Genomic DNA, 25434 nt, shown 5'->3' with positions numbered 1-25434 from the left:
GTTCAACGCCTCACGGCGTTCGTTTCGGTACGTAGCCGAGCGTAACCACGTCGCTGCACTCTGGTGACATGAATCATGTAATTGATCCGCAGGCCGACGATCTGCTGGAGGCGACCTACCGCGCCGACTTCGCGATCGGTGAGCACTCAGCCAGGCATCTGCGCCGCATCCTGCGCCTCTACCTGACCCGCTGGGGGCTTCTCGACGTCGCCGACGCTGCGGAGTTGGCGCTCACCGAACTGATCGCCAATGTCGTACGGCATGTCCCTGGCCGCCGCTGCCAGACGCTCATCTTCCTGCTCCCGGCCAGGGGTGTGCGCGTCGAGGTCGCTGACGACTGTCCGGAACTGCCTCGTGCGGTCGAGGGCGACGCGCTCGATGAGGGCGGGAGAGGGCTGATCCTGGTCGACGCCGTCACCGACGGGTGGGGCGTGGAGGCGCGCCGCGACGGGACCGGCAAGACGGTGTGGTTCGAGTGCCTGGCCACGAAAAGCGGCCGACGGATGACGTTTCTCAGTGGCGGGAGCCGAGCTCCGCGAGCACCGCGTCCGTGAACGGCGGCCACACCTCCACCGCCCACGACCCGAAGGCCCGGTCGGTCAGCGCGACGCAGGCCGCACCCGCTACCGGGTCGATCCACAGGAACGTGCCGGACTGGCCGAAGTGCCCGAAAGTCGCGGGTGACGAGGAACTGCCGGTCCAGTGCGGCGACTTGTGGTCCCGGATCTCGAAGCCGAGCCCCCAGTCGTTGGGGTTCTGGTGGCCGTAGCCCGGCAGCACGCCCTTCAGGCCGGGGTGTACGACGGTCTGCGCGGCCAGCACCGTACGCGGGTCGAGCAGCCGCGGCGCCTGTATTTCCGCCGCGAACCGCACGAGGTCGTCGACGGTCGAGACACCGTCCTTGGCGGGCGAGCCGTCCACCGTGGTCGCGGTCATCCCCAGCGGCTCCAGCACCGCCTGGCGTATGTACTCCGGGAACGGGATGTCGGTGGCCTTGGCGATGTGGTCGCCGAGCACCTCGATGCCCGCGTTGGAGTACAGCCGCCGGGTGCCCGGCGCGGCCGTCGCCCGGTGCTCGTCGAAGGCGAGCCCGCTGGTGTGTGCGAGCAGATGCCGGACGGTGGACCCCTCGGGCCCGGCCGGTTCGTCGAGCTCGACCGCGCCTTCCTCGTACGCCACGAGTGCCGCATAGGCCGCGATCGGCTTGGTGACCGAGGCGAGCGGGAAACGGTGCGCGGTCGGGCCGTGCGTACCGACGACGGTTCCGTCCGCTCGTACGACGGCCGCCGCCGCGGTGGGGACGGGCCAGTTGTCGATCATCGCCAGGTTTTGCATGTGTACGAGCCTAAAGGGCCGTCCTGCACTGCTCGGAGGGGGTGGCCCGACCGCCGCCGAAACCCGACCCCGTTTGCGCTTGCTTAGAGTGCACTCCAAGGTTCTAGCGTGGAGGTCATGACGGTGATGGAAAGCACCTCCGCAAAGGCGGACGCAAGCGCATCGGCACCCAGGGCGCATCCGCGCCCCGAGGGGCAGGACCGCTACACCATCAGTGAGGTCGCCGCCATCACCGGGCTCACCGCGCACACTCTGCGCTGGTACGAGCGGATCGGGCTGATGCCGCACGTCGACCGGTCGCACACCGGCCAGCGCCGCTTCACCAACCGTGACCTGGACTGGCTGGCCTTCGTCGGCAAGCTGCGGCTGACCGGCATGCCGGTCGCCGACATGGTGCGGTACGCGGAGCTGCTGCGCGAGGGCGAGCACACCTTCGATGAACGGCAGGAGCTACTGGAGGCGACCCGCCGCGACGTGAAAACGCGGATCGCGGAGCTCCAGGACACCCTCGCCGTCCTCGACCACAAGATCGACTTCTATGCGAGTGCCCGACGGGCGCCGGAAAGGCCTTGTGCCTGATGACTGACAACAAGATCGCCACGGTGGAGCTCGGCGACGGCGGCCCGCGGGTCGGCGTGCAGGGACTCGGCTGCATGGGCATGAGCGAGTTCTACGGGGACACCGACGAGGCGGCGGCACGCGAGACGCTGGAGACGGCGCTGGAGGCGGGAGTCACCCTCTTCGACACCGCCGACATCTACGGCAGCGGCGCCAACGAGACGTTCCTCGCCCCGTTTGTCGGAGCGCACCGGGACGAGATCACCCTCGCCACGAAGTTCGCCATCGAGCGGAAGGCCGACGACCCGCAGTACCGGGCCGTGCGCAACGACCCCGCGTACATCCGGCAGGCCGTCGAGGACAGCCTGCGCCGACTGAACACGGACGTCATCGACCTGTACTACATGCACCGCCGCGACCCCGCCGTCCCGCTGGCCGAGTCCGTCGGTGCGATGGCCGAGCTGGTCGAGCAGGGCAAGGTCAAGCAGCTCGGGCTGAGCGAGGTCACCGGCGCGGAGCTGCGCGAGGCGTACGCCGTGCATCCGATCGCCGCCCTCCAGTCGGAGTGGTCGCTCTTCAGCCGGGACGTCGAGCGCAGTGCCGTGCCCGTCGCCGTGGAGCTCGGGGTGACCTTCGTGCCGTACTCTCCGCTCGGCCGGGGTTTTCTGACCGGCGCGTTCACGGACGCGGCGAAGGAACTGTCGGAGGGCGACTTCCGCAAGTACCAGCCGCGCTTCACCGGCGACAATGCGAAGACGAACGCCGCCCTGCTGGAGCCCGTCCACAAGATCGCCGCGGCGCACGGCGCTTCGGCCGCGCAGGTGGCGCTCGCCTGGGTGCAGCAGCGGGCCCAGGTGCACGGGCTGACCGTGGTGCCGATCCCGGGCACCCGCAAGAGCAGCCGGCTGCTGGAGAACGTGGCCGCCACCCGGCTCACGCTGACCGGGGAGGAGCTGGCGCTGCTGGAGCCGATCGCGGGGCAGGTGGCGGGGGACCGGTACCCGGACATGAGCACGACGTCCGCGGCGCGCGAGTAACCGGCCGCCCGAGGCTCACCGCACCTTCCGGGGATCACCGCGCCTTCCCCTCGGTGATCGCGGCGAAGGCGCGCAGCGAGTCCGTGCCGGGGGCGAAGTAGCCGGTGTGGCCGCGGGCGTCGTCGGCCGGGACGCGGCGCGCGCCGAACTCCGGGGCGGCCGGATCGGGGCCGTGGCCGAGCCCTGCCACCTCGACGTTCGGCACGTTGCCGATCCAGTCCGTGGCGTCCTTCGCGGCCCAGACCCGGGCGTCGGTGTGCAGATCGGCGACGTCGTCCGCGCGCATCCCGGGCGAACCGAGGACGACCAGGTCCTTGGCGCGCAGCCGGGACGCGGCGAGCCCGCACACGACAGAGCCGTAGCTGTGGCAGAACACGGCGGGCTCGGGCACACCGTCGGCCGCGAGACCGTCCGTGAACCGGGTCAGCCGGCCGGCCCCCGCCTCGGCGAGCCAGCCCGTCGCGGCATCGATGCCGAGGCCCACGGGGGTGGTGTACCCGGCCCAGGCGACGACGGCGCTGCCGGGCCCGGTCCGGGCGTACAGCGCCTTCGCCATGCCGGCCGGAGTGCCGTACACATCGTTCGTACGGTCGAAGGTCCCGGCGTCGATGTCCGAGCCCGGCACCACGACCGCGACATGGCGCGCGGTGCGCAGGTCGCCGAAGACTTCGGCGACCTGGCCGCGTCCGCGCGGGTCGAACGCGAGGATCTGCCGGCGCTGCCCTGCGGATCCGGCGAGACGGGCGTACCTGGGGTCGTGACTGGCTTGCAAGGAAAGGGCGTTGGCCTGGTAGCGCAACTCGACGGGGACGCCGTCCAGATTGCCGACGACGAGCGGATGGCTTACGACCAGAGCCTGTTGCTGCGCGGCGGTCAACCCCCTGAAGAAGCGGGCCACTTCGTCCGGTGTGTTCCGCCCGGGGTCGGGAAGCTCCCGCCCCAATGCATGATCCGCGCGCCAGGCCGCGGTGCCCGGGGGCGGCCCGGTGAGGGCCTGCTGGGCGTTCCCGGACGCCCACCCGGCCGATCCTGCCGCCACGGTGGTGGCCAGTGCGAACGCGACCAGAGTCCTCGCGTAGCGGCGCATCCCGTCGTCCTCCCTCTCCGGCTGATCCGGCTCCCGTGCGCCGTCCGGCGCGACGGGGAGGAAAGTAGGGAGAGGGCGGGTCGGGGCGCGTCACACCAAGGGGCCAAGTGCGGAGTCATACCCGGGTAGGGCATGGTGGCCACCACCGCCCCGACGGTGCCGCATTCGTCCGGACAGCCGGGTTCGCGGACTGCCTCGCGGATCTGAAGTGACGGACCCTCACCCCTCGCCCGGCACCACGAGCCCCGCCTCGTAGGCGAAGATCACCGCCTGTGCGCGATCCCGCAGGTTCAGCTTGGCCAGCACCCGCCCGATATGCGTCTTCACCGTCTGCTCGGCCAGTATCAGTTTCCCCGCGATCTCCCGGTTGGACAGCCCCCGCGCGATCAGCTCAAGTACCTCCGTCTCGCGCGGAGTCAGCCCGTTCAGCCGCAGTGCCTGACCGCTCCGGGTGGCTCCGGACGGTCCCTGCCGGGCGAAGTCGGCGATCAGACGCCGCGTCACGGACGGTGCCAGCAGCGCCTCACCCGCCGCGACCACCCGTACCGCCGAGATCAGATCCGTCGGCGGCGCGTCCTTCAGCAGGAAACCGGACGCCCCGACGCGCAGCGCCTCGTACACGTAGTCGTCCACGTCGAACGTGGTGAGCATCAGCACCTTGGGCAGGTGCACCACCCCCGCCGGAGGGTTCAGCAGCTCGCGGGCCGCCGCCAGGCCGTCCATCTCGGGCATCCGGACATCCATCAGGACCACGTCCGGGTGGACCCTCCGGCTGACATCGACACCCTGGCGCCCGTCCGACGCCTCACCGACCACGTCGATGTCGCTCTGTGCCGCGAGCAGTGCCGCGAACCCCGCCCGCACCATGGCCTGGTCGTCGACGATGATCACGCGGATGGTCAAGAGTCCTCCGAGGTCGGGGGCGGAACGGGGGCGAGCGGTAGCCGCGCGGCCACCCGGAAGCCGCCGTCGGGCAGTGGCCCGGTGTCCAGCGTGCCGCCCGTCAACCGTACGCGCTCCCGCATGCCGACCAGGCCGTGCCCGGTCCCGGTCGTCTCCAGCGGCGAACCGGGCTGCTCCGCCCGGTCGTTGACCACCAGCACGGTCAGGTGCTCACCGTCGGACGCGACCGACACCCGGGTCCGGGCGCCGGGCGCGTGCCGGACCACGTTCGCCAGAGCCTCCTGCACGATCCGGTACGCCGACAGATCCACCGCCTGCGGTACGCCCGGCAGATCGGCGGCCAGCGACAGCTCGGCCGGCAGCCCCGTCCGCACCGTCGCCTCCACCAGCTGCTGCACCCGGTCGAGTCCCGGCTGCGGTGCCCGCTCGCCCTCCGTGCCGTCGCTGCGCAGGACCGTCAGCAGCCTCCGCATCTCCGCCAGGGACTCCCGCGCGCTCGCCGCGATCGTCCCGAACTCCTCGCGCGCCTCCTCGGGCAGCCCGCTGATCCGGTACGGCGCGGAATCGGCCTGGACCGTGATCACGGACATGTGGTGCGCGACCACGTCGTGCAGCTCACGGGCGATCCGGGTGCGCTCCTCCAGCAGCGTCCGCTGCGCCCGCTCGGCCTCGCTGATGGTCTCCTGCTCGACGAGCCGCCGCTGCGCGTCGCCCCGTTCCCGCAGCGCCGCGCCGATCACCAGGACCACCGCGCCGAGGATCACGAGCAGCAGCGCGCTGCCGTTGCTGCGGTCCGGCGAGATCAGGTGCAGGAGCAGGCTCGCCGCACCCGTCGCCACCCAGACCGAGATCAGGGTCCGCCGGGTCTCGCGCAGGGCCAGCGCGAGCAGCAGGAAGAGATAGCCGATCAGCGTGGGCGGGGGCCACGGCCAGACGTCGTACCTGTGGACCGGATACCCGAGCAGAGCGACCGCGCCCAGGACGTCGGCGGGGAAGATGATCCACCAGGCCTGCAGCGGCCGGTGGGCCAGCATCAGCAGGGGCGCGGCCTGCGCGACGGCAAGGGCTCCCGCCACACCTCCGTTCACCTCGTACTGGTCGGTCAGGACAGTGATCGTGACCGGGACGAAGATCGCGGCGAGGGCGAGGACGACCACGTACGGCAGCAGTCGCTGCCGCCGCTTCGGTGCGTCCGCGAAGAGTGGCGTTGCGGGGTGGGACGGGTGCGCGAGCCTGTGAGCGAGCTTGCGCAGATTGCGACGGGCGGCGCTCGCCAGGCCGTCGGTGACGGGCGGCGGGGGCGGCCCGTGCGGCGGGGAAGAGGACATGGCCCGATCAGCGTAGGCATGGACGGGCGCGAGGGCGTCATACCGGAGTCCCGGTCCACCGCCGCACTTCTCGTACGGGAGTACTACCGGCGTGCCGGACGCCGGGCGTCCGGCGCCGCACGCCTACAGCTCCGCGAGCAGCTGGGCCTTCTTCGCGCTGAACTCGTCGTCCGTCACGAGTCCCGCCCGGTGGAGTTCCCCGAGGTGCCGGATCCGCTCGGCGATGTCCGCCGGATCGCGACGCCCCGCGCCCGCCAGGACGGCGGTCGCCGACACGGGGGCGGACTGGTTCCTGCGTACGGATTCCAGGACGGCGGCGGCGAACGGCAGCGACTCGTGCACCGGGCCGTAGCCGAGCCCGAAGATCACCGCTGCGGGGTCCTGATCGGCCTGGGTGGGCCGCGGGGTCATTGCCTGCGGACCGGGCGCGGCGTCCGTACCGGGCGCCCCGTCCTCCGCGGCCGCACCGGCTTCCACGTCCGCCACGGAAACCGCACTCGCGGCGCCTCGCGGGACCAGCCGCAGGTAGCCGCCGAACGCCTCGGGCGACCGCCACTCGACCCCGCACAGCTCGGTGACCGGAAACGTCTGGTCGCCGGCCTTCCACTTCGCTGTGGAGGCACCCGTCCAGAACCAGCGGAAGGAGATCCGGTCCCCGTCGAAGCCGGCCCGGCCGTCGTACGCCTTGAACTGCATCGGCGCCTCGGGGGCCGCGACCATGAAACGTTCGGCGGGCTCCCCCGCGTCCGCTCCGAGCAGTGCGCGCAGCTCGTCCGCGTAGTACTCGGCGAGCGTCCCGCGTTCGGCGGGCAGCACCAGCCGGTACGGATCGCAGCCGTCCTTCAACTGCCCTGCCGCAGCTTCGAGCAGGGGATCGGCACCGGGCCTCGGCACCGCATGCAGCACCACCGTGCCCCGCTTGCCCGGAGTCAGCGTCACCGACGACAACGCCGCGTGCGGAATGCGGCGTTCACGCAGGCTCTGGAAGAGCTTCGGCGTGCGAATACTCCGTTCGAAGCGGATGAGCACGGAGTCGGTGTCGAACTCCCAGGTGGCATGAATTCCCGCCAGCACATCACCCATGTGCCTCATCGTATGCGGCACTTGCCCGCACGTCCCCCCTCGGCGTATGCCGCAATTCATGCTCCCCAAGAGCTGTTTACGCGCGTCACACGCCTTCGGCGCCGGAAATTCCCTTGTGGCAGGCGCTGTCGGCGCTCGCACAGGTCACCGAGCCGTAGGCACCCACGCCGATGGCGGCGAAGTTGCGAAGGCTCTCGGTGCCCGGCACGAAATAGCCGCTGTGCCCGTTGGCGTCGCCCGCCGAGACGACACGCGCGCCGAAGCCCCGGTCCACCGGATCGGCCCCGTGGCCGAGCCCGCCGACCTCCATGTTCGGTACGTCCTGGATCCAGTCGTTGCGGTCCCGCATCGCCCAGACGGCGGCCGATGTGTGCAGCTGCGCCGCGTGCTCCACCCGCATGCCGGGGCTGCCCGCGACCGCGATGTCGGTGACCCGGGACGGCAGATCCTCCGCGGCGACACCGCACAGCACGGACCCGTAGCTGTGACAGAACAGCGAGACCTTTGCCGTGCCGGGCAGCGCACCGACGAGCGCATTGAGCCGGACCGCGCCGCGCGCGGCGAGGTTCCCCAGGGCAGCGTCCATACCGATACCGGCGGGCGCGGTGTAGTCGGCCCAGGCGATGACGGCGGTCCGGGTGCCGGGGCGGGCGGCGCGCTCCGCCGCGTACAGCGACTTCGCCATGCCGACGGGGGCGGCGTCGACCTTCGGCCCGGTCCGCTCCAGTGTCAGCAGATTGGTGTCGACACCGGGCACGACCATCGAGATCCGCTCGGCCTTGTCCAGGTCACCGAACACCTCGGCGGCGCGGCCCTTCCCGGACGGGTCGAAGGCCAGGAAATGCCGGCCGTGGGCCAGCATCGACCCGAAGCGATTCATCCGGCGCAGCGCCTCCGCGCGGCCGTCAGGGGAGAGCCTGACGTCGTGCATGCGCCGCCGCTCGACCGCCCGTGCCTGAACCAGGGCCCTCCGGTTGGCGCGGTAGCGCAGGGTGACCGGGGCGCCGTTCATATTGCCGACGACCAACGGGTACCCGGTGGCGAGCGCGGACCGCTGCGCGGCGGTGAGCGTGGCGAAGAACTGCGCCAGCCGGTACGGCGGTGCATCGGCGTCCGGCAGCGGGTGACCCGCTATCCGCCCCCGCGCCCAGGAGGCGAGTGCGATGTCGCGCGGCTCGCGGGAGGGTTGGTGACGTACGGCTGTCCAGCCGGTGGTCGCCAGCATCACGAACACGACCGCGACGGCGAGCAGTGCGCGCCATGCGGTGAGCGTGGGGGAGGAGTCGAAGGAAGTCACTTCGGCCCACACTAGGAGACGCGCGACGACCTCTGTGAACCGGGTGACACACATCACTCGCTTGCAGGGAATTGGGGCGGATTTCCCTCACGCTCCGTGCGCGTGCCCGGTACGCTCCGGCGGGTTTCGCGCCGCTCCGGTCCCGCACGGGCCGGTTGTGGTATGGCAGTTGTGAAGTCCGTCATGTTCCGAGATGAGGCATTCGGCACATGGCCGGGGTGGAACTATCCGGCGGAAGGTGCGGGCGTGGCGGTCGCGGGTTCGACCGGCGTACGCCAGTTCCCAGCGAGCGCCGGGGCCAGTTGGTCCAGATAGTCCTCGGTCAGCGTGCGCAGCGACTCCATGCTCGTGTCCCGCCCCTGCCCCCACAGCTGCCCGGTCACCCGCATCACCCCGGAGAAGGCGGCCACGGCAACCCGCGGTCGCGGATCCGTCAGCATGTCGAGGCCCTCGCGCCCGGCGATCACCTCGGCTATCTCGGTCTCCAGGTCGAAGCTGCGCCGCAGGTGGGCCGCGAGCAGGCAAGGGGTCGACTCGATCATCCGGTACGTACGCATGTGGAGTTCGACCGTGACGATCTCCTCGATCGCCTCGCCGATACTGTTCCACGTGCACAGGACCGCGCTGCGCATTGCCTCGAAAGGGGCTTCCGCTGCGGGTCGTTGACGCAGCTCGGAGAGGAAATGCGATTCGATCATTTCCTGGAGGGAGAAGACGGCCTCCTCCTTGCTGGCGAAATAGCGGAAGAAGGTGCGCTGGGAGACCTCGACGGCGTCGACGATCTCGTCGATGGTGGTCGCGTCGTACCCCTGGGTGGTGAAGAGGTCGAGGGCGGCATGCAGCAGGGCGTCCCGGGTGTGTCGCTTCTTGCGTTCCCGCAGCCCGGTCGGTTGCTCTGCGGCGCGCCGGGCATCGGTCACTGAGCGGTCCTCTTTCTGTCTCTTTGGCCAGCTCAGGGTACCTGTGAGCTAAGTGACAGTTACCGGCTAGTGAAATGGTTTGTCAACTGTCAGCGGCTGACACTAGTGTCCCTCGCATGACTAGTCAGACCACCGCAGAAAAGCCGTTGCGGGAGCCGCAGGGCGCTCCTGCTCCCGCCCCGGCCAAGGGGCTCCGCGGCCACCCCTGGCTGACGCTCTTCTCCGTGGCCATCGGCGTGATGATGGTCGCGCTCGACGGCACGATCGTCGCGATCGCCAACCCCGCCATCCAGCAGGACCTGAAGGCCTCGCTCGCCGACGTCCAGTGGATCACCAACGGCTACATGCTCGCGCTCGCGGTCTCCCTGATCACCGCGGGCAAGCTCGGTGACCGGTTCGGCCACCGCCAGACCTTCCTGATCGGTGTCGTGGGCTTCGCCGCGGCATCGGGAGCCATCGGTTTCTCCAGCAGCGTGGCCCTGGTCATCGCGTTCCGGGTGCTGCAGGGTCTCTTCGGCGCCCTGCTGATGCCGGCCGCGCTCGGCCTGCTGCGCGCCACCTTCCCGGCCGAGAAGCTGAACATGGCGATCGGTATCTGGGGCATGGTCATCGGCGCCTCGACGGCGGGCGGACCGATCCTCGGCGGTGTCCTCGTCGAGCACGTCAGCTGGCAGTCGGTCTTCTTCATCAATGTGCCGGTCGGAGTGATCGCGCTCCTGCTCGGTGTGGTGATCCTCAAGGACCACCGCGCCGAGAACGCGCCGCGCTCCTTCGACATCGGCGGCATCGTGCTGCTGTCGCAGGCGATGTTCTGCCTGATCTGGGCGCTCATCAAGGGTGCGGAGTGGGGCTGGGGCGACTTCAAGACGCTCGGCTTCCTGGGGGCGGCGGTGGCCCTGTTCGTGGTGTTCGCCACCTCCCAGAAGAACGTCAGGGAGCCACTGATCCCGCTGGCGATGTTCCGCTCGGTGCCGCTGTCCGCGGGTGTGGTCCTGATGGTGCTGATGGCGTTCGCCTTCATGGGCGGACTCTTCTTCGTCACCTTCTACCTGCAGAACGTGCACGGTCTGAGCCCCGTCGACAGCGGTCTGCACCTGCTGCCGCTGACCGGGATGATGATTGTCGCCTCGCCGCTCGCCGGCGCCATGATCACCAAGTTCGGCCCGCGGGTCCCGCTGGTCGGCGGCATGGTGTGCACGGCGGTCGCCATGTTCGGGATGTCCCAGCTGGAGATCGGCACCGGCACCCTGACCATGTCCATCTGGTTCGGTCTGCTCGGCCTCGGCCTCGCCCCGGTGATGGTCGGCGCCACCGAGGTCATCGTGGGCAACGCTCCGATCGAGCTCTCCGGCGTCGCGGGCGGTCTTCAGCAGGCCGCGATGCAGGTCGGCGGCAGCCTCGGTACGGCGGTGCTGGGCGCGGTCATGGCGTCCCGGGTCGACTCGGAGCTGGCCGGCAACTGGGCGGACGCGAAGCTTCCGCCCCTCGCGCCGGAACAGCTGGACGCCGCGTCCTCGGCCGTCGAGGTCGGCGTGGCACCGGTGGCCGGCAACACTCCGCCGGAGGTCGCGGCGCAGATCGCGGGCGTCGCCCATGACACGTTCGTGTCGGGCATGAGCACGGCGTTCATGGTCGCCGGCATCGTCGCGGTGGTCGCCGCGCTGGTCGCCACGCTCACCAAGCGCGGTGCGAACGCCGAGGCGGGCGCGGGCGCGGGTCACATCTGACCGCTCGCCGCGACGCCCCCGTGGCGTCAACACAGTGCGTACGACAGCCCCGCCGGAACGTTCCGGCGGGGCTGTCGCCTATCAGGGTGGTGTGCTCCGCAGCCCCTTCCAAGGGTGCAGACGGGCAGGTCAGGGTGTGTGCAACTGATGCGCACCACCACGGGGGTCGATGTCCATGCGTACGACCGTTCTTGCCGCCGCCCTGGCTGTCACAGCCCTGATTCCGCAGGCCGCGGCCCGCACCGCACCCGCCCGCCTCGGAGCCTGCGGAAGCGGTCAGCTCTGCCTCTGGGAGAAGCCGGACTTCACCGGCGCCCGGCAGGTCCACGAACTGTCCACCATCGACATCGAGAGCTGTGTCCCGCTGCCACCGGCCGGCCAGGCCCAGGCGCTGGCCAACCGCACCGGCCGGCCCGTCACCACCTACCAGTCGGCGGAGTGCGCCGAGACCGGCGAGTTCGAGACCTATCCGGGCGGTGGCACCTGGGTGCCGCAGTCCCCGTACCGGGTCAGGGCCTTCAAGATCTGGGAGAACTGACGCCGAAGGGCGGCGGACCAAGAGGTCCGCCGCCCTTCGGATCTGTCTGTTCGTGCCTACGCTTCGCCGCCGGCCGCGCCCGGGTCGGCCGCGGTCACGTCCAGGAGCTCGTACCGGTCGATCGCCTGCTTCAGCAGCGAACGGTCGACCCGTCCCTCCTTCGCGAGCTCGGTGAGCACCGCGAGGACGACCGACTGCGCGTCGATGTGGAAGTACCGGCGGGCCGCGCCACGCGTGTCGGCGAAGCCGAAGCCGTCCGCCCCCAGCGACTGGTACGCACCGGGAACCCAGCGCGCGATCTGGTCCGGCACCGAACGCATCCAGTCCGAGACCGCCACGAACGGGCCCTCCGAGCCGGCGAGCTTCCGGGTCACGTACGGGACACGCTGCTCCTCCTCCGGGTGCAGCAGGTTGTACCGCTCCACCTCGACGGCCTCGCGGCGCAGCTCGTTCCAGGAGGTCGCCGACCAGACGTCCGCCTTCACGTTCCACTCGTCGGCGAGGATCCGCTGCGCCTCGAGCGCCCACGGGACCGCCACACCGGACGCCATGATCTGGGCCGGGATCATGCCCTTCTCGCCGCTCCTGAAGCGGTAGATGCCCTTGAGGATGCCCTCGACGTCCACGTTCTCCGGCTCGGCCGGGTGCTGGATCGGCTCGTTGTAGACGGTGAGGTAGTAGAAGACGTCCTCGCTGTTCTCGCCGTACATCCTGCGCAGACCGTCCTTGACGATGTGCGCGATCTCGTACCCGAACGCCGGGTCGTACGCCACACAGCCCGGGTTCGTCGAGGCGAGCAGCTGCGAGTGGCCGTCCGCGTGCTGCAGACCCTCACCGGTCAGCGTCGTACGGCCGGCGGTCGCACCCAGCACGAAGCCGCGCGCGAGCTGGTCGGCCATCTGCCAGAACTGGTCACCGGTGCGCTGGAAACCGAACATCGAGTAGAAGACGTACACCGGGATCAGCGGCTCGCCGTGCGTGGCGTACGCCGAACCCGCGGCGATCAGCGACGCCGTGCAGCCCGCCTCGGAGATGCCGTCGTGCAGCATCTGACCGGTCGGCGACTCCTTGTACGCGAGCAGCAGATCGCGGTCCACTGCCTCGTACTGCTGACCCAGCGGGTTGTAGATCTTCGCGCTCGGGAAGAACGCGTCCATGCCGAAGGTGCGGTACTCATCGGGCGCGATCAGCACGAAACGCTTGCCGATCTCCTTGTCCCGCATGAGGTCCTTCAGGATGCGGACGAACGCCATGGTCGTGGCGATCGACTGCTGACCCGTACCCTTCTTCGCGGTCGCGTACGTCTTGTCCTCGGGCAGGACCAGCGGCTTCGCGCGCACCACACGGGTCGGGACGTAGCCGCCCAGACTCTTGCGGCGGTCGTGCATGTACTGGATCTCTTCCGAGTTGCGGCCCGGGTGGTAGTACGGCGGGTAGCCCTCGTCCAGCTGCTTGTCCGTGATCGGGATGTGCAGCCGGTCGCGGAACCGCTTGAGGTCCTCGACTGTGAGCTTCTTCATCTGGTGGGTCGCGTTGCGGCCCTCGAAGTTCGGACCCAGGGTCCAGCCCTTGACCGTCTGCGCGAGGATCACCGTCGGCTGGCCCTTGTGGGCCTTGGCCGCCGCGTACGCCGCGTAGACCTTCCTGTGGTCGTGACCGCCTCGGCCCAGGTGCAGGATCTGGTCGTCGGTCATGTCCTTGACCATGTCGCGCAGCCGCGGGTCGTCCCCGAAGAAGTGCTGACGGATGTACGCGCCCGACTCGGTGGCGTACGTCTGGAACTGGCCGTCCGGCGTGGTGTTCAGCTTGTTGACCAGGATGCCCGTGCGGTCCTGGGCCAGCAGCGGGTCCCAGGAGCGGTCCCAGACCAGCTTGATGACGTTCCAGCCGGCGCCGCGGAACTGCGACTCCAGCTCCTGGATGATCTTGCCGTTGCCGCGCACCGGACCGTCGAGGCGCTGCAGGTTGCAGTTGACCACGAAGGTCAGGTTGTCCAGGCCCTCACGGGCGGCGATGGAGAGCTGGCCCAGCGACTCGGGCTCGTCCATCTCGCCGTCGCCCAGGTAGGCCCAGACGTGGGACCGGGAGGTGTCGGCGATGCCGCGCGCCTCCATGTAGCGGTTCATCCGGGCCTGGTAGATCGCGCCGAGCGGACCGAGGCCCATCGAGACGGTCGGGAACTCCCAGAAGTCCGGCATCAGCCGCGGGTGCGGGTAGCTGGACAGTCCGTTGGGCGCCTTCGACTTCTCCTGGCGGAAGGCGTCGAGCTGCGCCTCGTTCAGCCGGTCGAGCAGGAATGCGCGGGCGTAGATACCGGGGGACGCGTGCCCCTGGAAGAAGATCTGGTCGCCGCCCAGACCGTCGTCCTTGCCCCGGAAGAAGTGGTTGAAGCCCACGTCGTACAGCGAGGCGGAGGAGGCGAACGTGGCGATGTGACCGCCGACGCCGATACCCGGGCGCTGGGCGCGCGACACCATCACGGCCGCGTTCCAGCGGGTCGCGTTGAGGATCTTGCGCTCGATCTCCTCGTCGCCGGGGAAGAACGGCTCGTCCTTCGTGGCGATCGTGTTCACGTAGTCCGTACTGCGCATCTCCGGCACGGCGACGCGCTTCTCTCGCGCGCGCTCGATGAGCCGGAGCATCAGGTAGCGGGCCCGCTCACGGCCGCGCTCGTCGACGGCGGCGTCGAGTGAGTCGAGCCATTCCTGGGTCTCCTCGGGATCGAAGTCCGGGACCTGGCTCGGAAGGCCGCCAATGATGATCGGGTTGCGATCGGATCCGGAAGCCACGCTGTTCCTTCGCTGTTCGGTGCTGCTCTACGGGGCCTGGTTACGGGAGGCATGCCCCCGGGATGTATGCATGTACGTCAGCACCATCGTGTACCGCGACGGCGCGTACGTCACCTCTACCGAGGGGTAACCGCCAGGTGGGGAGGCATCATGTCCGGTGTGCCAGGGCGGCCCGGCAGACGGGTTGGATCAAAACGCAACCATACGCCCAACCCGTCCAAGCGTTCCCAAAGGCTGTTCGACTCCGATTGGCGGACTGAAACGGCATAAGCTGTGCAAGGACGTAAAGGGTGTGGACGGCCGTGTGGAGCCCAGTCAGGGACCTGCCGATCGTGCGGCGACGTGGCAGGGAACGTCACCGTTTAGGCGGTCTCGCACGCTGGGTACTTGCGCGATCCGCCGCGCCCGTGTGGACTACGGCCAATGCCCCGCGCACGCGCGTGGCTGAAGCATTTTCCGAAACATGATCAGGAGGCAACCCGTGAGCGCGACCGCGGACCACGCGGAGGAACGGACCAACTCGGCTGCACGGCTGGGGTTCGAGCCCGGACAGGTGGTCCAGGAGATCGGCTACGACGACGACGTCGAGCAGGAGCTCCGTGAGGGCATTGAGGCCACTACCGGCCAGGAACTCGTCGATGAGGACTACGACGACGTCGCTGACGTCGTCCTGCTGTGGTTCCGCGACGAGGACGGCGACCTTACGGACGCGCTGGTGGATGCCATTGGTCTGATCGACGAAGGCGGTGTGATCTGGCTGATGACGCCGAAGACCGGCCGCGAAGGCTACGTCGAACCGAGCGATATCAACGAGGCCGGCCAGACAGCCGGTCTTTCCCAGACCAAGAGCATCAATGCGGGCAAGGACTGGACGGGCAGCCGTCTGGTCACCCCGAGGTCGGCCAAAGCCAGGCGCTGAACCGCACTCACCACGAGGCCCCCGCCGGTCGTGCACCTGCGGGGGCCTTCGCATGCCCGTACGCATGTCCCCCACCCGCGCACATCCCTCTCCGCGGGCCCGCCGAGGTCTCTGCGTAGGCTGGGAGCCCACCCGGACAGCCCAGCCCGGTGAAGCAGTGAAGGGACGCGTTTCCATGGCGATCGAGATCGGTACCCAGGCCCCGGATTTCGAGCTGAAGGACAACCACGGCCGGACCGTGAAGCTCTCCGACTTCCGCGGCGAGAAGAACGTGGTGCTGATGTTCTACCCGTTCGCCTTCACCGGCGTCTGTACGGGTGAGCTCTGCGCCCTCCGTGACGAGCTGCCGCGGTTCCAGAACGACGACACGCAGCTGCTGGCCGTCTCCAACGACTCCATCCACACCCTGCGCGTCTTCGCCGAGCAGGAGGGCCTCGAGTACCCGCTGGTCTCGGACTTCTGGCCGCACGGCGCGGCGTCCCGGGCCTACGGCGTCTTCGACGAGGAGAAGGGCTGCGCGGTGCGCGGCACCTTCATCATCGACAAGGAGGGCGTGGTGCGCTGGACCGTCGTCAACGGCCTGCCGGACGCGCGCGACCTGAACGACTACATCAAGGCCCTCGACGCGATCTGATCCGGTTCCGGACGATCCCGCCCCGGTGTTCCGGACGATCTCCTGGCGACCCCCGGCCAAAAGCCTGTTTTGGCCGGGAACCGGTCACTAGGATCCAGTCGTTGATCCGATGCCAACGCAACGTGGAGGCGCCGGCAGTCGTCGGCCCCCAAGAAACCAATGGGAGGACTCGTGGGAGTCAGCCTCAGCAAGGGCGGCAACGTCTCGCTGACCAAGGCCGCGCCCAACCTGACCGCCGTCGTCGTCGGTCTGGGCTGGGATGCCCGTACCACCACCGGTGGAGACTTCGACCTCGACGCCAGCGCGCTGCTGACCAACGCCGAGGGCAAGGTCGGCAGCGACGGTAATTTTGTCTTCTTCAACAACCTCAAGAGCCCCGACGGCTCCGTCGAGCACACCGGTGACAACCTCACCGGTGAGGGCGAGGGCGACGACGAGGTCATCAAGGTGAACCTGGCCGGAGTCCCGGCCGACGTCGACAAGATCGTCTTCCCGGTCTCGATCTACGAGGCCGAGACCCGCCAGCAGAGCTTCGGCCAGGTGCGCAACGCGTACATCCGCGTGGTCAACGAGGCGGACAACAGCGAGCTCGCGCGGTACGACCTGAGCGAGGACGCCTCGACGGAGACCGCGATGGTCTTCGGCGAGCTGTACCGCAACGGCGCCGAGTGGAAGTTCCGTGCCATCGGCCAGGGCTACGCCTCGGGTCTGCGCGGCATCGCGCAGGACTTCGGCGTCAACGTCTGAGGTCCGGCCCGGAGCGCGCGACCGGGCCGTACCTGAGAAGGCACAGCCCGGGCCGCGCCCCGGAGGTGTCCGGCCATGATCCGCCGTACACCCCCAGCACGTCCCCGTCCGGCGCCGCACCGAGTGCGGCGCCGGACGCGCTCAACAGACGGTTCATCGACTCGGGGAGGACTCACATCATGGGCGTCACGCTCGCCAAGGGAGGCAATGTCTCCCTCTCCAAGGCCGCACCCAACCTCACCCAGGTGCTCGTCGGCCTCGGCTGGGACGCACGATCCACCACGGGCGCCGACTTCGACCTCGACGCCAGCGCGCTGCTGTGCCAGTCGGGCCGGGTGCTCGGCGACGAATGGTTTGTTTTCTACAACAACCTCACGAGTCCGGACGGCTCCGTGGAACACACGGGCGACAACCTCACGGGTGAGGGCGAGGGCGACGACGAGTCGATCATCGTGAACCTCAACCAGGTCCCCGCCCACTGCGACAAGATCGTTTTTCCGGTCTCGATCCATGAGGCCGACAATCGCGGCCAGACATTCGGTCAGGTCAGCAACGCGTTCATTCGCGTGGTGAATCAGGCGGACGGCCACGAACTCGCGCGCTACGACCTGAGCGAGGACGCCTCCACCGAGACCGCGATGATCTTCGGGGAGCTCTACCGCTACAGCGGAGAGTGGAAGTTCCGTGCAGTGGGACAGGGGTACGCGTCCGGGTTGCGGGGCATCGCTCTAGACTTCGGGGTCAACGTTTCGTAAAGCCGCGCTCAGCGGGGGAGCCCCGTACACATCCGGGGGAGACCCAGTTACATACATGATGGGGTAACCAGTGCTTCTGAAAACCTTCGGCTGGTCGTTCGCGGTTACCGCGCTCGGCCTGGTCGCAGCGGTGATATACGGGGGGTGGGAAGCGTTCGGCGTGGTCGCGATCCTTTCCGTCCTTGAGATCTCGCTGTCCTTCGACAATGCGGTGGTCAACGCCGGAGTCCTGAAGAAGATGAATGCCTTCTGGCAGAAGATCTTCCTCACGGTCGGTGTGCTCATCGCGGTCTTCGGTATGCGGCTGGTCTTCCCCGTCGTGATCGTGGCCATCACTGCCAAGATCGGGCCCATCGAGGCGGTCGATCTCTCGTTCAACCAGCCCGACCGCTACCAGCAGCTGGTCACGGACGCCCACCCGGCGATCGCGGCCTTCGGTGGCATGTTCCTTCTGATGATCTTCCTCGACTTCATTTTCGAGGACCGTGACATCCAGTGGCTGCGCTGGATCGAGCGCCCGCTCGCCAAGCTCGGCAAGGTCGACATGCTGTCGGTCTGCATCGCGCTCATCGTGCTGCTGGTCTCGGCCATGACCGTCGCGACCCAGGCGCACCAGCACGGCGGTGCGCACGCGGACAAGGCGGAGACCGTCCTGCTCGCGGGTGTCGCGGGTCTGATCACGTACCTCATCGTCGGCGGTCTTTCCGGCTACTTCGAGAACAGGCTCGAGGAAGACGAGGAGCGCGAGCACGAGGCCGAGGAAGAGGCCAGGAAGACCGGCAAGAAGGTGTCCGCGGTGGCACTCTCCGGCAAGGCCGCGTTCTTCATGTTCCTCTACCTCGAAGTCCTCGACGCGTCCTTCTCCTTCGACGGTGTCATCGGCGCCTTCGCCATCACCAATGAGATCGTGCTGATGGCCCTCGGCCTCGGTATCGGCGCCATGTATGTCCGGTCGCTCACCGTCTACCTGGTCCGCCAGGGCACCCTGGACGACTACGTCTACCTGGAGCACGGCGCGCACTACGCCATCGGCGCGCTGGCCGTCATCCTGCTCGTCACCATCCAGTACCAGATCAACGAGATCATCACCGGTCTCGTCGGCGTCGTGCTGATCGGCTTGTCCTTCTGGTCCTCGGTCCGGCGCAACAAGGCGATGGAGGCCGGAGGGGGCGACAACTCAGGCTCCAGGGCGGAGGTCCCGTCCGGGGTGTGACCCGGTAGGGATTGAGGAACGCTCTCAGCGGGGCGGTCCGTACGGCGACGGTTCTCCGGGAACACCCGGACCCGGCCCGTGGGCCGCCCCGCAGTGATGCGTGCGGGGCCTGGGCACTACCGAGACATGTGGGGGTTGGGGATGGCGTTCTGGGACAGCCTGTGGCCGGGGCGGGAAGCACAGTTCGAGTCGGGCAACGCGGCAACCAACTCCATCGTGCTCTCCAAGCGGCACGCCACGGTCTCCCTCACCAAACAGGGCGCGCTGACCGGCAACCTCCGGGTCAACCTCTCCTGGCGGATGCGCACGTCCGACATCGAGGGCAGATCGCGGCAGAGCGGCCGGCTGCTGCGGCCGTTCAAGCTCTTCCAGCCCGATGTGGTCCAGGCGCACACCCAGGGCGTGGTCAACGTCGACCTGGACCTGGGCTGCATGTACGAGCTGACGGACGGCACCAAGGGTGTGGTGCAGCCGCTCGGCAACCTGATCGGCGATCTGAACGCGCCGCCGTACATCAGGCTCAGCGGGGACGACCGCTTCGGGGCGCCGTCGGGGGAGACCGTGTACGTCAACCTCGACAAGCGGGACCAGATCAAGCGGCTGCTGTTCTTCGTCTACATCTACGACCAGACGCCGGCCTTCGACCGTACACACGCCAAGGTGACGCTTTACCCGGGCAACGGCCCGCGGATCGAGATCGAGCTCGACGAGCGGGCCCCGCAGGCGCGCTCGTGCGCCGTGTTCACCGTGGAGAACGTCAAGGGCGATCTGGTCGTGCGGCGCGAGGTGAAGTTCGTCTACGGATTCCAGTCGGAGCTGGACCGGCTGTACGGCTGGGGAATGCAGTGGGGGCGCGGCTACAAGTCCCGGGCCTGAGCGGGCGCCCGCCGCCGCGGCGGTCAGGAGCGGACGAACTGGGGGCCCTGCGGCGGCAGCACGAAATTCGGGTCCGGGGCGGGCGCGGCGGCCGCCGCGGGCTGCGGATAGCCGTATGCGGGCTGCGGTGCGGCCGGCTGCGGGTAGCCGTATGCGGGCTGAGGAGCGGGGGCGGCCGCGGGCTGCGGGGAGCCGTACGCAGGCGGGGCGGCCGGGGCGGCTGCGGGCTGCGGGGAGCCGTACATGGGTTGCTGGTGCTGGACCGTGGCCTGTGAGTCGGTTCCGAGTGCCGGTGCCGGGGGAGACACCGGGGTGACCGTCGGTACGGCGGGGGCAGGATCGGGCTCGGCCGCGGCCTCCGCCTCGTCGACCGAGATGCCGAATGCGGTCGCGAGCCCGACCAGTCCGGTCGGGTAGCCCTGACCGACCGCCCGGAATTTCCAGCCATCGCCGCGCCGGTAGAGCTCACCGCAGATGATCGCGGTCTCCTCGCCGGTCTCCGGCCGCACATCGAACACGGCGAGCGGGTCGCCGCCCGCCGATGCCGCGTCGTAGAGAAGTATGCGGAGATCGTGGACCTGCTGGAAGGCGGCCCCGTCGGAGGAAGCGGCGACGACCACCTGTTCGACCGACGGGTCGAGCGCGCCCAGGTCGGCTTCGATGGTGTCGGTGAGCCCCTCGGCGACACTGCGCTTCGGCAGCCGTCGTACCAGGCCGGAGGGGTGCCGGGGCTGGTTGTAGAACACGAAGTCCTCGTCCGAGCGCACACGGCCACCGGCGCCGAGAAGCAGGGCCGAGGCGTCCACATCGGGCACCCCGGCACCCGGGGTCCAGCGCAGCACGGCCCGTACGGCCACGGCATCGAGGGGGACGTTCGAGCCCTTCAGCATCGCGTGCGTCATGGCGGTCATCCTGCCTGCTGGCTGCCTGCGCAGACAACGTGGGGCCCGAACCATGTCTCGGCAGTGCGTCGGAACCACATCCTCCGGGCCCTGCGGAACCGTCGGGAAATGGACGAGTTACCCGGAATTCATGCATGTGGGGAACCCTCGACACCCGTCCGTACGTACTATTACCGGCCACACGTCGTCCGGCCGATCCGGCAGTACGGGGGAATCACATGCGTCATTTCGGGCACATCTCGCCCGCTGCACGGGAAGGTCTGTTCTTTCAGCAGCCGTGCGAATTCGGTGCGGACTCCCCCGCCCGTATGCTTTCGGCCGCTCTCGGCGCCACCCTGTACTCCCCGGCCACCCGGCCGCGGCTGGCCGATGACGTCCTCAAGCAGGCCGGGCGCGGTGTTGTCTCGATGGTGCTGTGCCTGGAGGACTCCATCGACGACTCCGAGGTGTTGGACGCCGAGGAGAACCTGGTCAGGCAGTTCCGCGACCTCGCTGCGCGCGGCGCCGAGGTGCCGCTGCTCTTCATCCGGGTCCGCGAACCGGAGCAGATAGCCGACCTGGTGCAGCGGCTCGGCAGCTCCGTCCGTTTGTTGTCCGGTTTTGTACTTCCGAAGTTCACGGAAGAGCGTGGTCGTCCGTTCATGGAGGCGCTCACCAAGGCCGAGACGGTCAGTGGACAGCGCCTGTTCGCGATGCCCGTTCTCGAATCGCCCGAGCTGCTGCACCTGGAGACCCGCGCGGCGGCGCTCCGGGGAATCGTCCGCACCGTCAACACGTACCGGGACCGGGTCCTCGCCCTCCGGCTCGGGGTCACCGACTTCTGCTCGGCGTACGGACTGCGCAGGGCGCCCGACATGACGGCGTACGACGTCCAGCTCGTCGCCGCGGTCATAGCCGATGTGGTCAATGTGCTGGGCCGGGCGGACGGGACGGGCTTCACGATCACCGGACCGGTGTGGGAGTACTTCCGCCTTCAGGAGCGCATGTTCAAGCCGCAGCTGCGCCGCAGCCCCTTCCTGGAGGGCCGGGCCGAGGAGCTGCGCACGACACTGATCGAGCACGACCTGGACGGCCTGCTGCGGGAGATCGAGCTCGACCGGGCCAACGGGCTGCTCGGCAAGACCTGCATCCACCCGTCGCACGTCGCGCCGGTGCACGCGCTGTCCGTGGTCAGTCACGAGGAGTTCAGCGACGCGCAGGACATCCTGCGGCCGGAGCGGGGCGGTGGCGGAGTGATGCGTTCCGCATACACGAACAAGATGAACGAAGTGAAGCCGCACCGCGCCTGGGCCGAGCGCACCCTGCAACGGGCCGAGGTCTTCGGTGTCGCGAAGGAAGACGTCGGCTTCGTGGATCTGCTGGCCGCGGGGCCGGCGGAATGAGCGCGTCTCGATGAGCGAACGCGCAGCAAGGAAAGAGACAGCGAACGTGGTGTGGTCGGGTAGCTGGGTGGCGGAGCGGCTGGGCGTCGAGCTCGTCGGCGACGGAAAGCCCGAGGGGGACGGGGAGCTCCGGGAACTGCTGGGCCTCGCCCTGCGCCGCAACCCCAAGCGGGCCCATCTGCTCGTCTCCAACGTGCTGGGCAAGCATGTGCCGCAGCGGCCCTCCGTGGTGTACGGCGCGGGGTTCGAGCTCGGCCTGAGCGTGCGCGCGCTCCTCGGGGAGGCGGAGGCCCGCCGGGCGGTGGTGCTCGGGTACGCGGAGACGGCCACCGGCCTCGGCCACGCGGTCGCCGACGGGCTGGGCGTGGTCCCGTACCTCCACTCGACGCGGCGTCCGGTCGAGGGCGTGGCCCGGGCGGGCGGCTTCGAGGAATCGCACTCGCACGCGACGTCGCATCTGCTGCTGCCGGAGGACCCCGCCTTGCTGGCGCGCGGGAGCGGGGCGCCGCTCGTGCTGGTGGACGACGAGTTCTCCACGGGCAACACCGTGCTCAACACGATCCGCGCGCTGCACGAGCTGTACCCGCGCGACCGTTACGTCATCGTGGCTCTGGTGGACATGCGGTCGGCGGCCGACCGCGAACGGCTGACCGGGTTCGCCGCCGAGATCGGCGCCCGCGTCGACCTGGTGGCCAGGGGTACGGGTACGGTCCGGCTCCCGGACGGCGTTCTGGAGAAGGGCCAGGCCCTGGTCGCCGCCCACGAGCCGGAGCGGGAACCCGCCCGGGCCGACGCGGCAGGGCCCGGCAGCCCATGCACCCGGGTGGAGCTGGAATGGCCCGCCGGCGTGCCCGACGGCGGACGGCACGGCTTCACCCCCGCCCACCGCGAGACGCTCGAATCGGCCCTCCCCGCCATGGCTGCCCGCATCGCCGGTGCCCTGGGCGGTGACGCCCGCCGCATACTCGTCCTCGGCTTCGAGGAGCTGATGTACGCACCGCTCCGGCTGGGTACCGCCCTGGAGGAGCACACCGACGCCGAGGTGCGCTACTCGACCACCACACGGTCCCCCGTCCTCGCCGTGAACGACCCCGGCTACGCGATACGGAGCCGACTGGTCTTCCCGGCCCACGACAATCCGGCCGACGGCCCGGGCGTCCGCTACGCGTACAACGTCGCGGACGCCGGTTTCGACGCCGTGGTCGTCGTCGTCGACTCCGCCGCCGACACCCCGGAACTGCACGCCCCGGACGGCCTGCTGGCGGAACTCGACGCGCACACCTCCCACGTCCTGCTGGCCGTCGTCCCCTCGTACGTCCCGTCGTCCGCCCCCTCCACCGCCCCCGAACGGCAGGAACCTCCCGTGCTGTCCGAGCCCCTCCGCGGCCCAGCCTTCTCCTCCTACGCACCGGAAGAAGTCGGCTGGCTGCTCCAGGACCTCTCGGACACCGAGCTGGAGGCGCCCACCGAGGAGCGCGAGGAGGCGATACAGAGCGGCGGCGCGCACTACGCCGAGTCGCTGCCCGTCGAGTACCAGCCGTCGGCCGAGTACCAGGACCTGTTCAAGGCGGCCCTGGACCTGTCGGCGGCCCGCATCGCGCGGGCCGTCGGAACCGTCACCGAGACGGTCCTCGCCGAGCGCACCCCCCGCCCCGTCCTGGTCTCCCTCGCGCGGGCCGGCACCCCGGTCGGCGTGCTGATGCGCCGCTGGGCCCAGCACCGTCACGGGCTCGACCTGCCGCACTACGCCGTCTCCATCGTGCGCGGCCGGGGCATCGACGCGAACGCCCTGCGCTGGCTGGCCGCCCACCACGACCCCGCCGACGTCGTCTTCGTCGACGGCTGGACCGGCAAGGGCGCCATCACCCGCGAACTGGCCGCCGCACTCGAGGAGTTCGACGGATTCGACCCCGAGATCGCGGTCCTCGCCGACCCGGGCGGCTGTGTCCGCACCTACGGCACCCGCGAGGACTTCCTCATCCCGTCCGCCTGCCTCAACTCCACTGTCTCCGGGCTGATCTCCCGTACCGTCCTGCGGTCCGACCTGGTCGGCCCCCACGACTTCCACGGCGCGAAGTTCTACCAGGAGCTCGCGGAAGCCGATGTGTCCGGCCACTTCCTCGACACCGTCGCCGCCCACTTCGACCAGGTCGTCGACACCGTGGACGCCGAGGTCAAGGAGCTGCTCACGGCCGACCGCGCCCCCACCTGGGAAGGCTGGGCGGCCGTCGAGCGCATCAGCGAGGAATACGGCATCCACGATGTGAACCTGGTCAAGCCGGGGGTCGGCGAGACCACCCGCGTACTGCTGCGACGCGTCCCCTGGAAGATCCTCGCCAAGCGCGGCGCCGGTGCCGACCTCGAACACATCCGGCTGCTGGCCGAGCAGCGCGGCGTGCCGGTCGAGGAGGTCGACGGGCTCCCGTACACGTGCGTCGGACTGATCCACCCGAAGTACACCCGCGGAGCTACAGGCGCGAACGGCAAGGCGGTGGCGTCACAGTGACCCACCCGGCCACTACGACCACCCCGACCGCCCCGACCACCCCTGTGACGCTGGTCGCCAGCGACCTCGACCGCACCCTCATCTATTCGACGGCGGCACTCCAGCTCGCCATGCCGGACGCGGACGCCCCCCGGCTGCTCTGCGTCGAGGTGTACGGGAACAAGCCGCTCTCCTACATGACGGAGACGGCCGCCGCACTCGTCGACGAACTGGCCCGCACCACGGTCTTCGTACCCACGACCACCCGCACCCGCGAGCAGTACCACCGCATCCAGTTCCCCGGCCCCGCACCGAAGTTCGCCATCTGCGCCAACGGGGGACACCTCCTGGTCGACGGCGTTTCCGATCCCGACTGGCAGGACCGGGTGGCCCGCCGGCTGGCCGACGAGTGCGCCTCGCTCGCCGAGGTCCGCGCCCACCTCGTGGCCGCCGCCGACCCCGCCTGGCTGCTGAAGGAACGAGTCGCCGAGGACCTCTTCGCCTATCTCGTCGTCGAACGCTCGCTGCTGCCCACGGACTGGCTGCAGGAACTGGCCGAGTGGGCGGGGCCCCGCGGCTGGACCGTGTCCCTCCAGGGCCGCAAGATCTACGCCGTGCCCAGGCCGCTCACCAAGAGCGCCGCGATGCACGAGGTCGCCCGCCGCTCCGGCGCCACGCTCACCCTCGCCGCCGGCGACTCGCTCCTCGACGCCGATCTGCTCCTCGCCGCCGACCTCGCCTGGCGTCCGGGCCACGGCGAACTCGCCGACACCGGCTGGAGTGCCCCGCACGTCGACGTCCTGACGGAACGTGGTGTGGCGGCGGGCGAGGAGATCCTCCGCCGATTCATCCGGGCCTCCGTCCCCCGGCGCAGTCTCTGAATCCTGCGCGGCCGGCGCCGAACGGCTGCACCGGTTGC

23 protein-coding genes are annotated in these 25434 nt (G+C 69.6%); 14 read left to right on the top strand and 9 right to left on the bottom strand.

Features of this window, described 5'->3' with window-relative positions:
- Positions 1–68 precede the first annotated feature (68 nt).
- The gene (locus ACNPQM_RS01025; RefSeq protein ID WP_418082452.1) at positions 69–554 is read left to right on the top strand and encodes an ATP-binding protein; all 486 of its coding nucleotides are present in this window, start codon (positions 69–71) and stop codon (positions 552–554) included.
- Here ACNPQM_RS01025 and ACNPQM_RS01020 read toward each other — a convergent pair.
- A complete protein-coding gene (locus ACNPQM_RS01020; protein ID WP_418082451.1) occupies positions 514–1335 on the bottom strand; it encodes a serine hydrolase domain-containing protein in 822 nt (273 codons plus the stop codon). The genes ACNPQM_RS01025 and ACNPQM_RS01020 overlap by 41 nt on opposite strands.
- 117 nt (positions 1336–1452) lie before the next feature.
- On the opposite strand from ACNPQM_RS01020, the gene ACNPQM_RS01015 reads away from it, so the two are divergent.
- Both ACNPQM_RS01015 and ACNPQM_RS01010 read left to right on the top strand, forming a co-directional pair.
- The gene (locus tag ACNPQM_RS01015; RefSeq protein WP_358858928.1) at positions 1453–1914 is read left to right on the top strand and encodes a MerR family transcriptional regulator; all 462 of its coding nucleotides are present in this window, start codon (positions 1453–1455) and stop codon (positions 1912–1914) included.
- Entirely contained in the window at positions 1914–2930 is a 1017-nt protein-coding gene (locus tag ACNPQM_RS01010) for an aldo/keto reductase (protein ID WP_358858927.1), read from the top strand. The genes ACNPQM_RS01015 and ACNPQM_RS01010 overlap by 1 nt, the downstream gene beginning before the upstream one ends.
- 34 nt (positions 2931–2964) lie before the next feature.
- Here the strand turns inward: ACNPQM_RS01010 and ACNPQM_RS01005 are convergent, their stop codons facing one another.
- The 6 genes from ACNPQM_RS01005 to ACNPQM_RS00980 all read right to left on the bottom strand — a co-directional run bounded on the left by ACNPQM_RS01005 (position 2965) and on the right by ACNPQM_RS00980 (position 9548).
- A complete protein-coding gene (locus tag ACNPQM_RS01005; RefSeq protein WP_418082450.1) occupies positions 2965–4017 on the bottom strand; it encodes an alpha/beta hydrolase in 1053 nt (350 codons plus the stop codon).
- Between the two features lie 219 nt (positions 4018–4236).
- On the bottom strand, positions 4237–4920 hold the full coding sequence (locus tag ACNPQM_RS01000; RefSeq protein ID WP_418082449.1) for a response regulator: 684 nt from the start codon (positions 4918–4920) through the stop codon (positions 4237–4239).
- A complete protein-coding gene (locus ACNPQM_RS00995; RefSeq protein ID WP_418082448.1) occupies positions 4917–6248 on the bottom strand; it encodes a sensor histidine kinase in 1332 nt (443 codons plus the stop codon). Before ACNPQM_RS00995 ends, ACNPQM_RS01000 begins: the two co-directional genes overlap by 4 nt.
- 123 nt (positions 6249–6371) lie before the next feature.
- Positions 6372–7331: a DUF4429 domain-containing protein gene (locus tag ACNPQM_RS00990; RefSeq protein WP_358858923.1), complete on the bottom strand. Its 960-nt coding sequence runs from the start codon at positions 7329–7331 to the stop codon at positions 6372–6374.
- An 85-nt stretch (positions 7332–7416) separates the two neighbouring features.
- A complete protein-coding gene (locus tag ACNPQM_RS00985) occupies positions 7417–8628 on the bottom strand; it encodes an alpha/beta hydrolase (RefSeq protein WP_418082447.1) in 1212 nt (403 codons plus the stop codon).
- A 224-nt stretch (positions 8629–8852) separates the two neighbouring features.
- The gene (locus ACNPQM_RS00980) at positions 8853–9548 is read right to left on the bottom strand and encodes a TetR family transcriptional regulator (protein ID WP_418082446.1); all 696 of its coding nucleotides are present in this window, start codon (positions 9546–9548) and stop codon (positions 8853–8855) included.
- A 116-nt stretch (positions 9549–9664) separates the two neighbouring features.
- On the opposite strand from ACNPQM_RS00980, the gene ACNPQM_RS00975 reads away from it, so the two are divergent.
- Both ACNPQM_RS00975 and ACNPQM_RS00970 read left to right on the top strand, forming a co-directional pair.
- Positions 9665–11275, top strand: coding sequence for an MFS transporter (locus ACNPQM_RS00975; RefSeq protein ID WP_418082445.1), 1611 nt, complete (start codon positions 9665–9667; stop codon positions 11273–11275).
- Positions 11276–11450: 175 nt separating this feature from the next.
- Positions 11451–11813, top strand: coding sequence for a peptidase inhibitor family I36 protein (locus tag ACNPQM_RS00970; protein WP_358858919.1), 363 nt, complete (start codon positions 11451–11453; stop codon positions 11811–11813).
- A gap of 56 nt (positions 11814–11869) precedes the next feature.
- Here the strand turns inward: ACNPQM_RS00970 and aceE are convergent, their stop codons facing one another.
- Positions 11870–14602, bottom strand: a complete 2733-nt coding sequence (aceE, locus tag ACNPQM_RS00965) for a pyruvate dehydrogenase (acetyl-transferring), homodimeric type (RefSeq protein WP_358858918.1) — start codon at positions 14600–14602, stop codon at positions 11870–11872.
- 481 nt (positions 14603–15083) lie between these two features.
- On the opposite strand from aceE, the gene ACNPQM_RS00960 reads away from it, so the two are divergent.
- From ACNPQM_RS00960 to ACNPQM_RS00935, 6 genes are all read left to right on the top strand, one after another.
- Complete coding sequence (locus tag ACNPQM_RS00960) at positions 15084–15521, top strand: DUF3052 domain-containing protein (protein ID WP_358858917.1); 438 nt, start codon at positions 15084–15086, stop codon at positions 15519–15521.
- A gap of 175 nt (positions 15522–15696) precedes the next feature.
- Complete coding sequence (locus ACNPQM_RS00955) at positions 15697–16155, top strand: peroxiredoxin (protein ID WP_418082444.1); 459 nt, start codon at positions 15697–15699, stop codon at positions 16153–16155.
- A gap of 171 nt (positions 16156–16326) precedes the next feature.
- Positions 16327–16902: a TerD family protein gene (locus ACNPQM_RS00950; RefSeq protein WP_418082443.1), complete on the top strand. Its 576-nt coding sequence runs from the start codon at positions 16327–16329 to the stop codon at positions 16900–16902.
- Positions 16903–17081: 179 nt separating this feature from the next.
- The gene (locus tag ACNPQM_RS00945) at positions 17082–17657 is read left to right on the top strand and encodes a TerD family protein (protein ID WP_418082442.1); all 576 of its coding nucleotides are present in this window, start codon (positions 17082–17084) and stop codon (positions 17655–17657) included.
- A 70-nt stretch (positions 17658–17727) separates the two neighbouring features.
- The gene (locus tag ACNPQM_RS00940; protein ID WP_418082441.1) at positions 17728–18870 is read left to right on the top strand and encodes a DUF475 domain-containing protein; all 1143 of its coding nucleotides are present in this window, start codon (positions 17728–17730) and stop codon (positions 18868–18870) included.
- A 141-nt stretch (positions 18871–19011) separates the two neighbouring features.
- On the top strand, positions 19012–19746 hold the full coding sequence (locus tag ACNPQM_RS00935; protein WP_358862834.1) for a TerD family protein: 735 nt from the start codon (positions 19012–19014) through the stop codon (positions 19744–19746).
- A gap of 23 nt (positions 19747–19769) precedes the next feature.
- On the opposite strand, the gene ACNPQM_RS00930 is transcribed toward ACNPQM_RS00935, so the two are convergent.
- On the bottom strand, positions 19770–20648 hold the full coding sequence (locus tag ACNPQM_RS00930; protein ID WP_418082440.1) for a TerD family protein: 879 nt from the start codon (positions 20646–20648) through the stop codon (positions 19770–19772).
- A gap of 218 nt (positions 20649–20866) precedes the next feature.
- On the opposite strand from ACNPQM_RS00930, the gene ACNPQM_RS00925 reads away from it, so the two are divergent.
- The 3 genes from ACNPQM_RS00925 to ACNPQM_RS00915 are packed head-to-tail and all read left to right on the top strand — an operon-like array spanning position 20867 to position 25396.
- Positions 20867–22030, top strand: coding sequence for an HpcH/HpaI aldolase/citrate lyase family protein (locus tag ACNPQM_RS00925; RefSeq protein ID WP_358862830.1), 1164 nt, complete (start codon positions 20867–20869; stop codon positions 22028–22030).
- Positions 22031–22040: 10 nt separating this feature from the next.
- Positions 22041–24536, top strand: coding sequence for a phosphoribosyltransferase (locus ACNPQM_RS00920; RefSeq protein WP_418082439.1), 2496 nt, complete (start codon positions 22041–22043; stop codon positions 24534–24536).
- Positions 24533–25396: an HAD family hydrolase gene (locus tag ACNPQM_RS00915; RefSeq protein WP_358862828.1), complete on the top strand. Its 864-nt coding sequence runs from the start codon at positions 24533–24535 to the stop codon at positions 25394–25396. The genes ACNPQM_RS00920 and ACNPQM_RS00915 overlap by 4 nt, the downstream gene beginning before the upstream one ends.
- The last annotated feature ends 38 nt before the right edge of the window (positions 25397–25434 follow it).

The sequence above is a fragment of the Streptomyces sp. NPDC056231 genome (assembly GCF_048270745.1).
In the GTDB taxonomy this organism is placed as follows: domain Bacteria; phylum Actinomycetota; class Actinomycetes; order Streptomycetales; family Streptomycetaceae; genus Streptomyces.
This window is presented reverse-complemented; position numbering and strand designations above follow the sequence as displayed.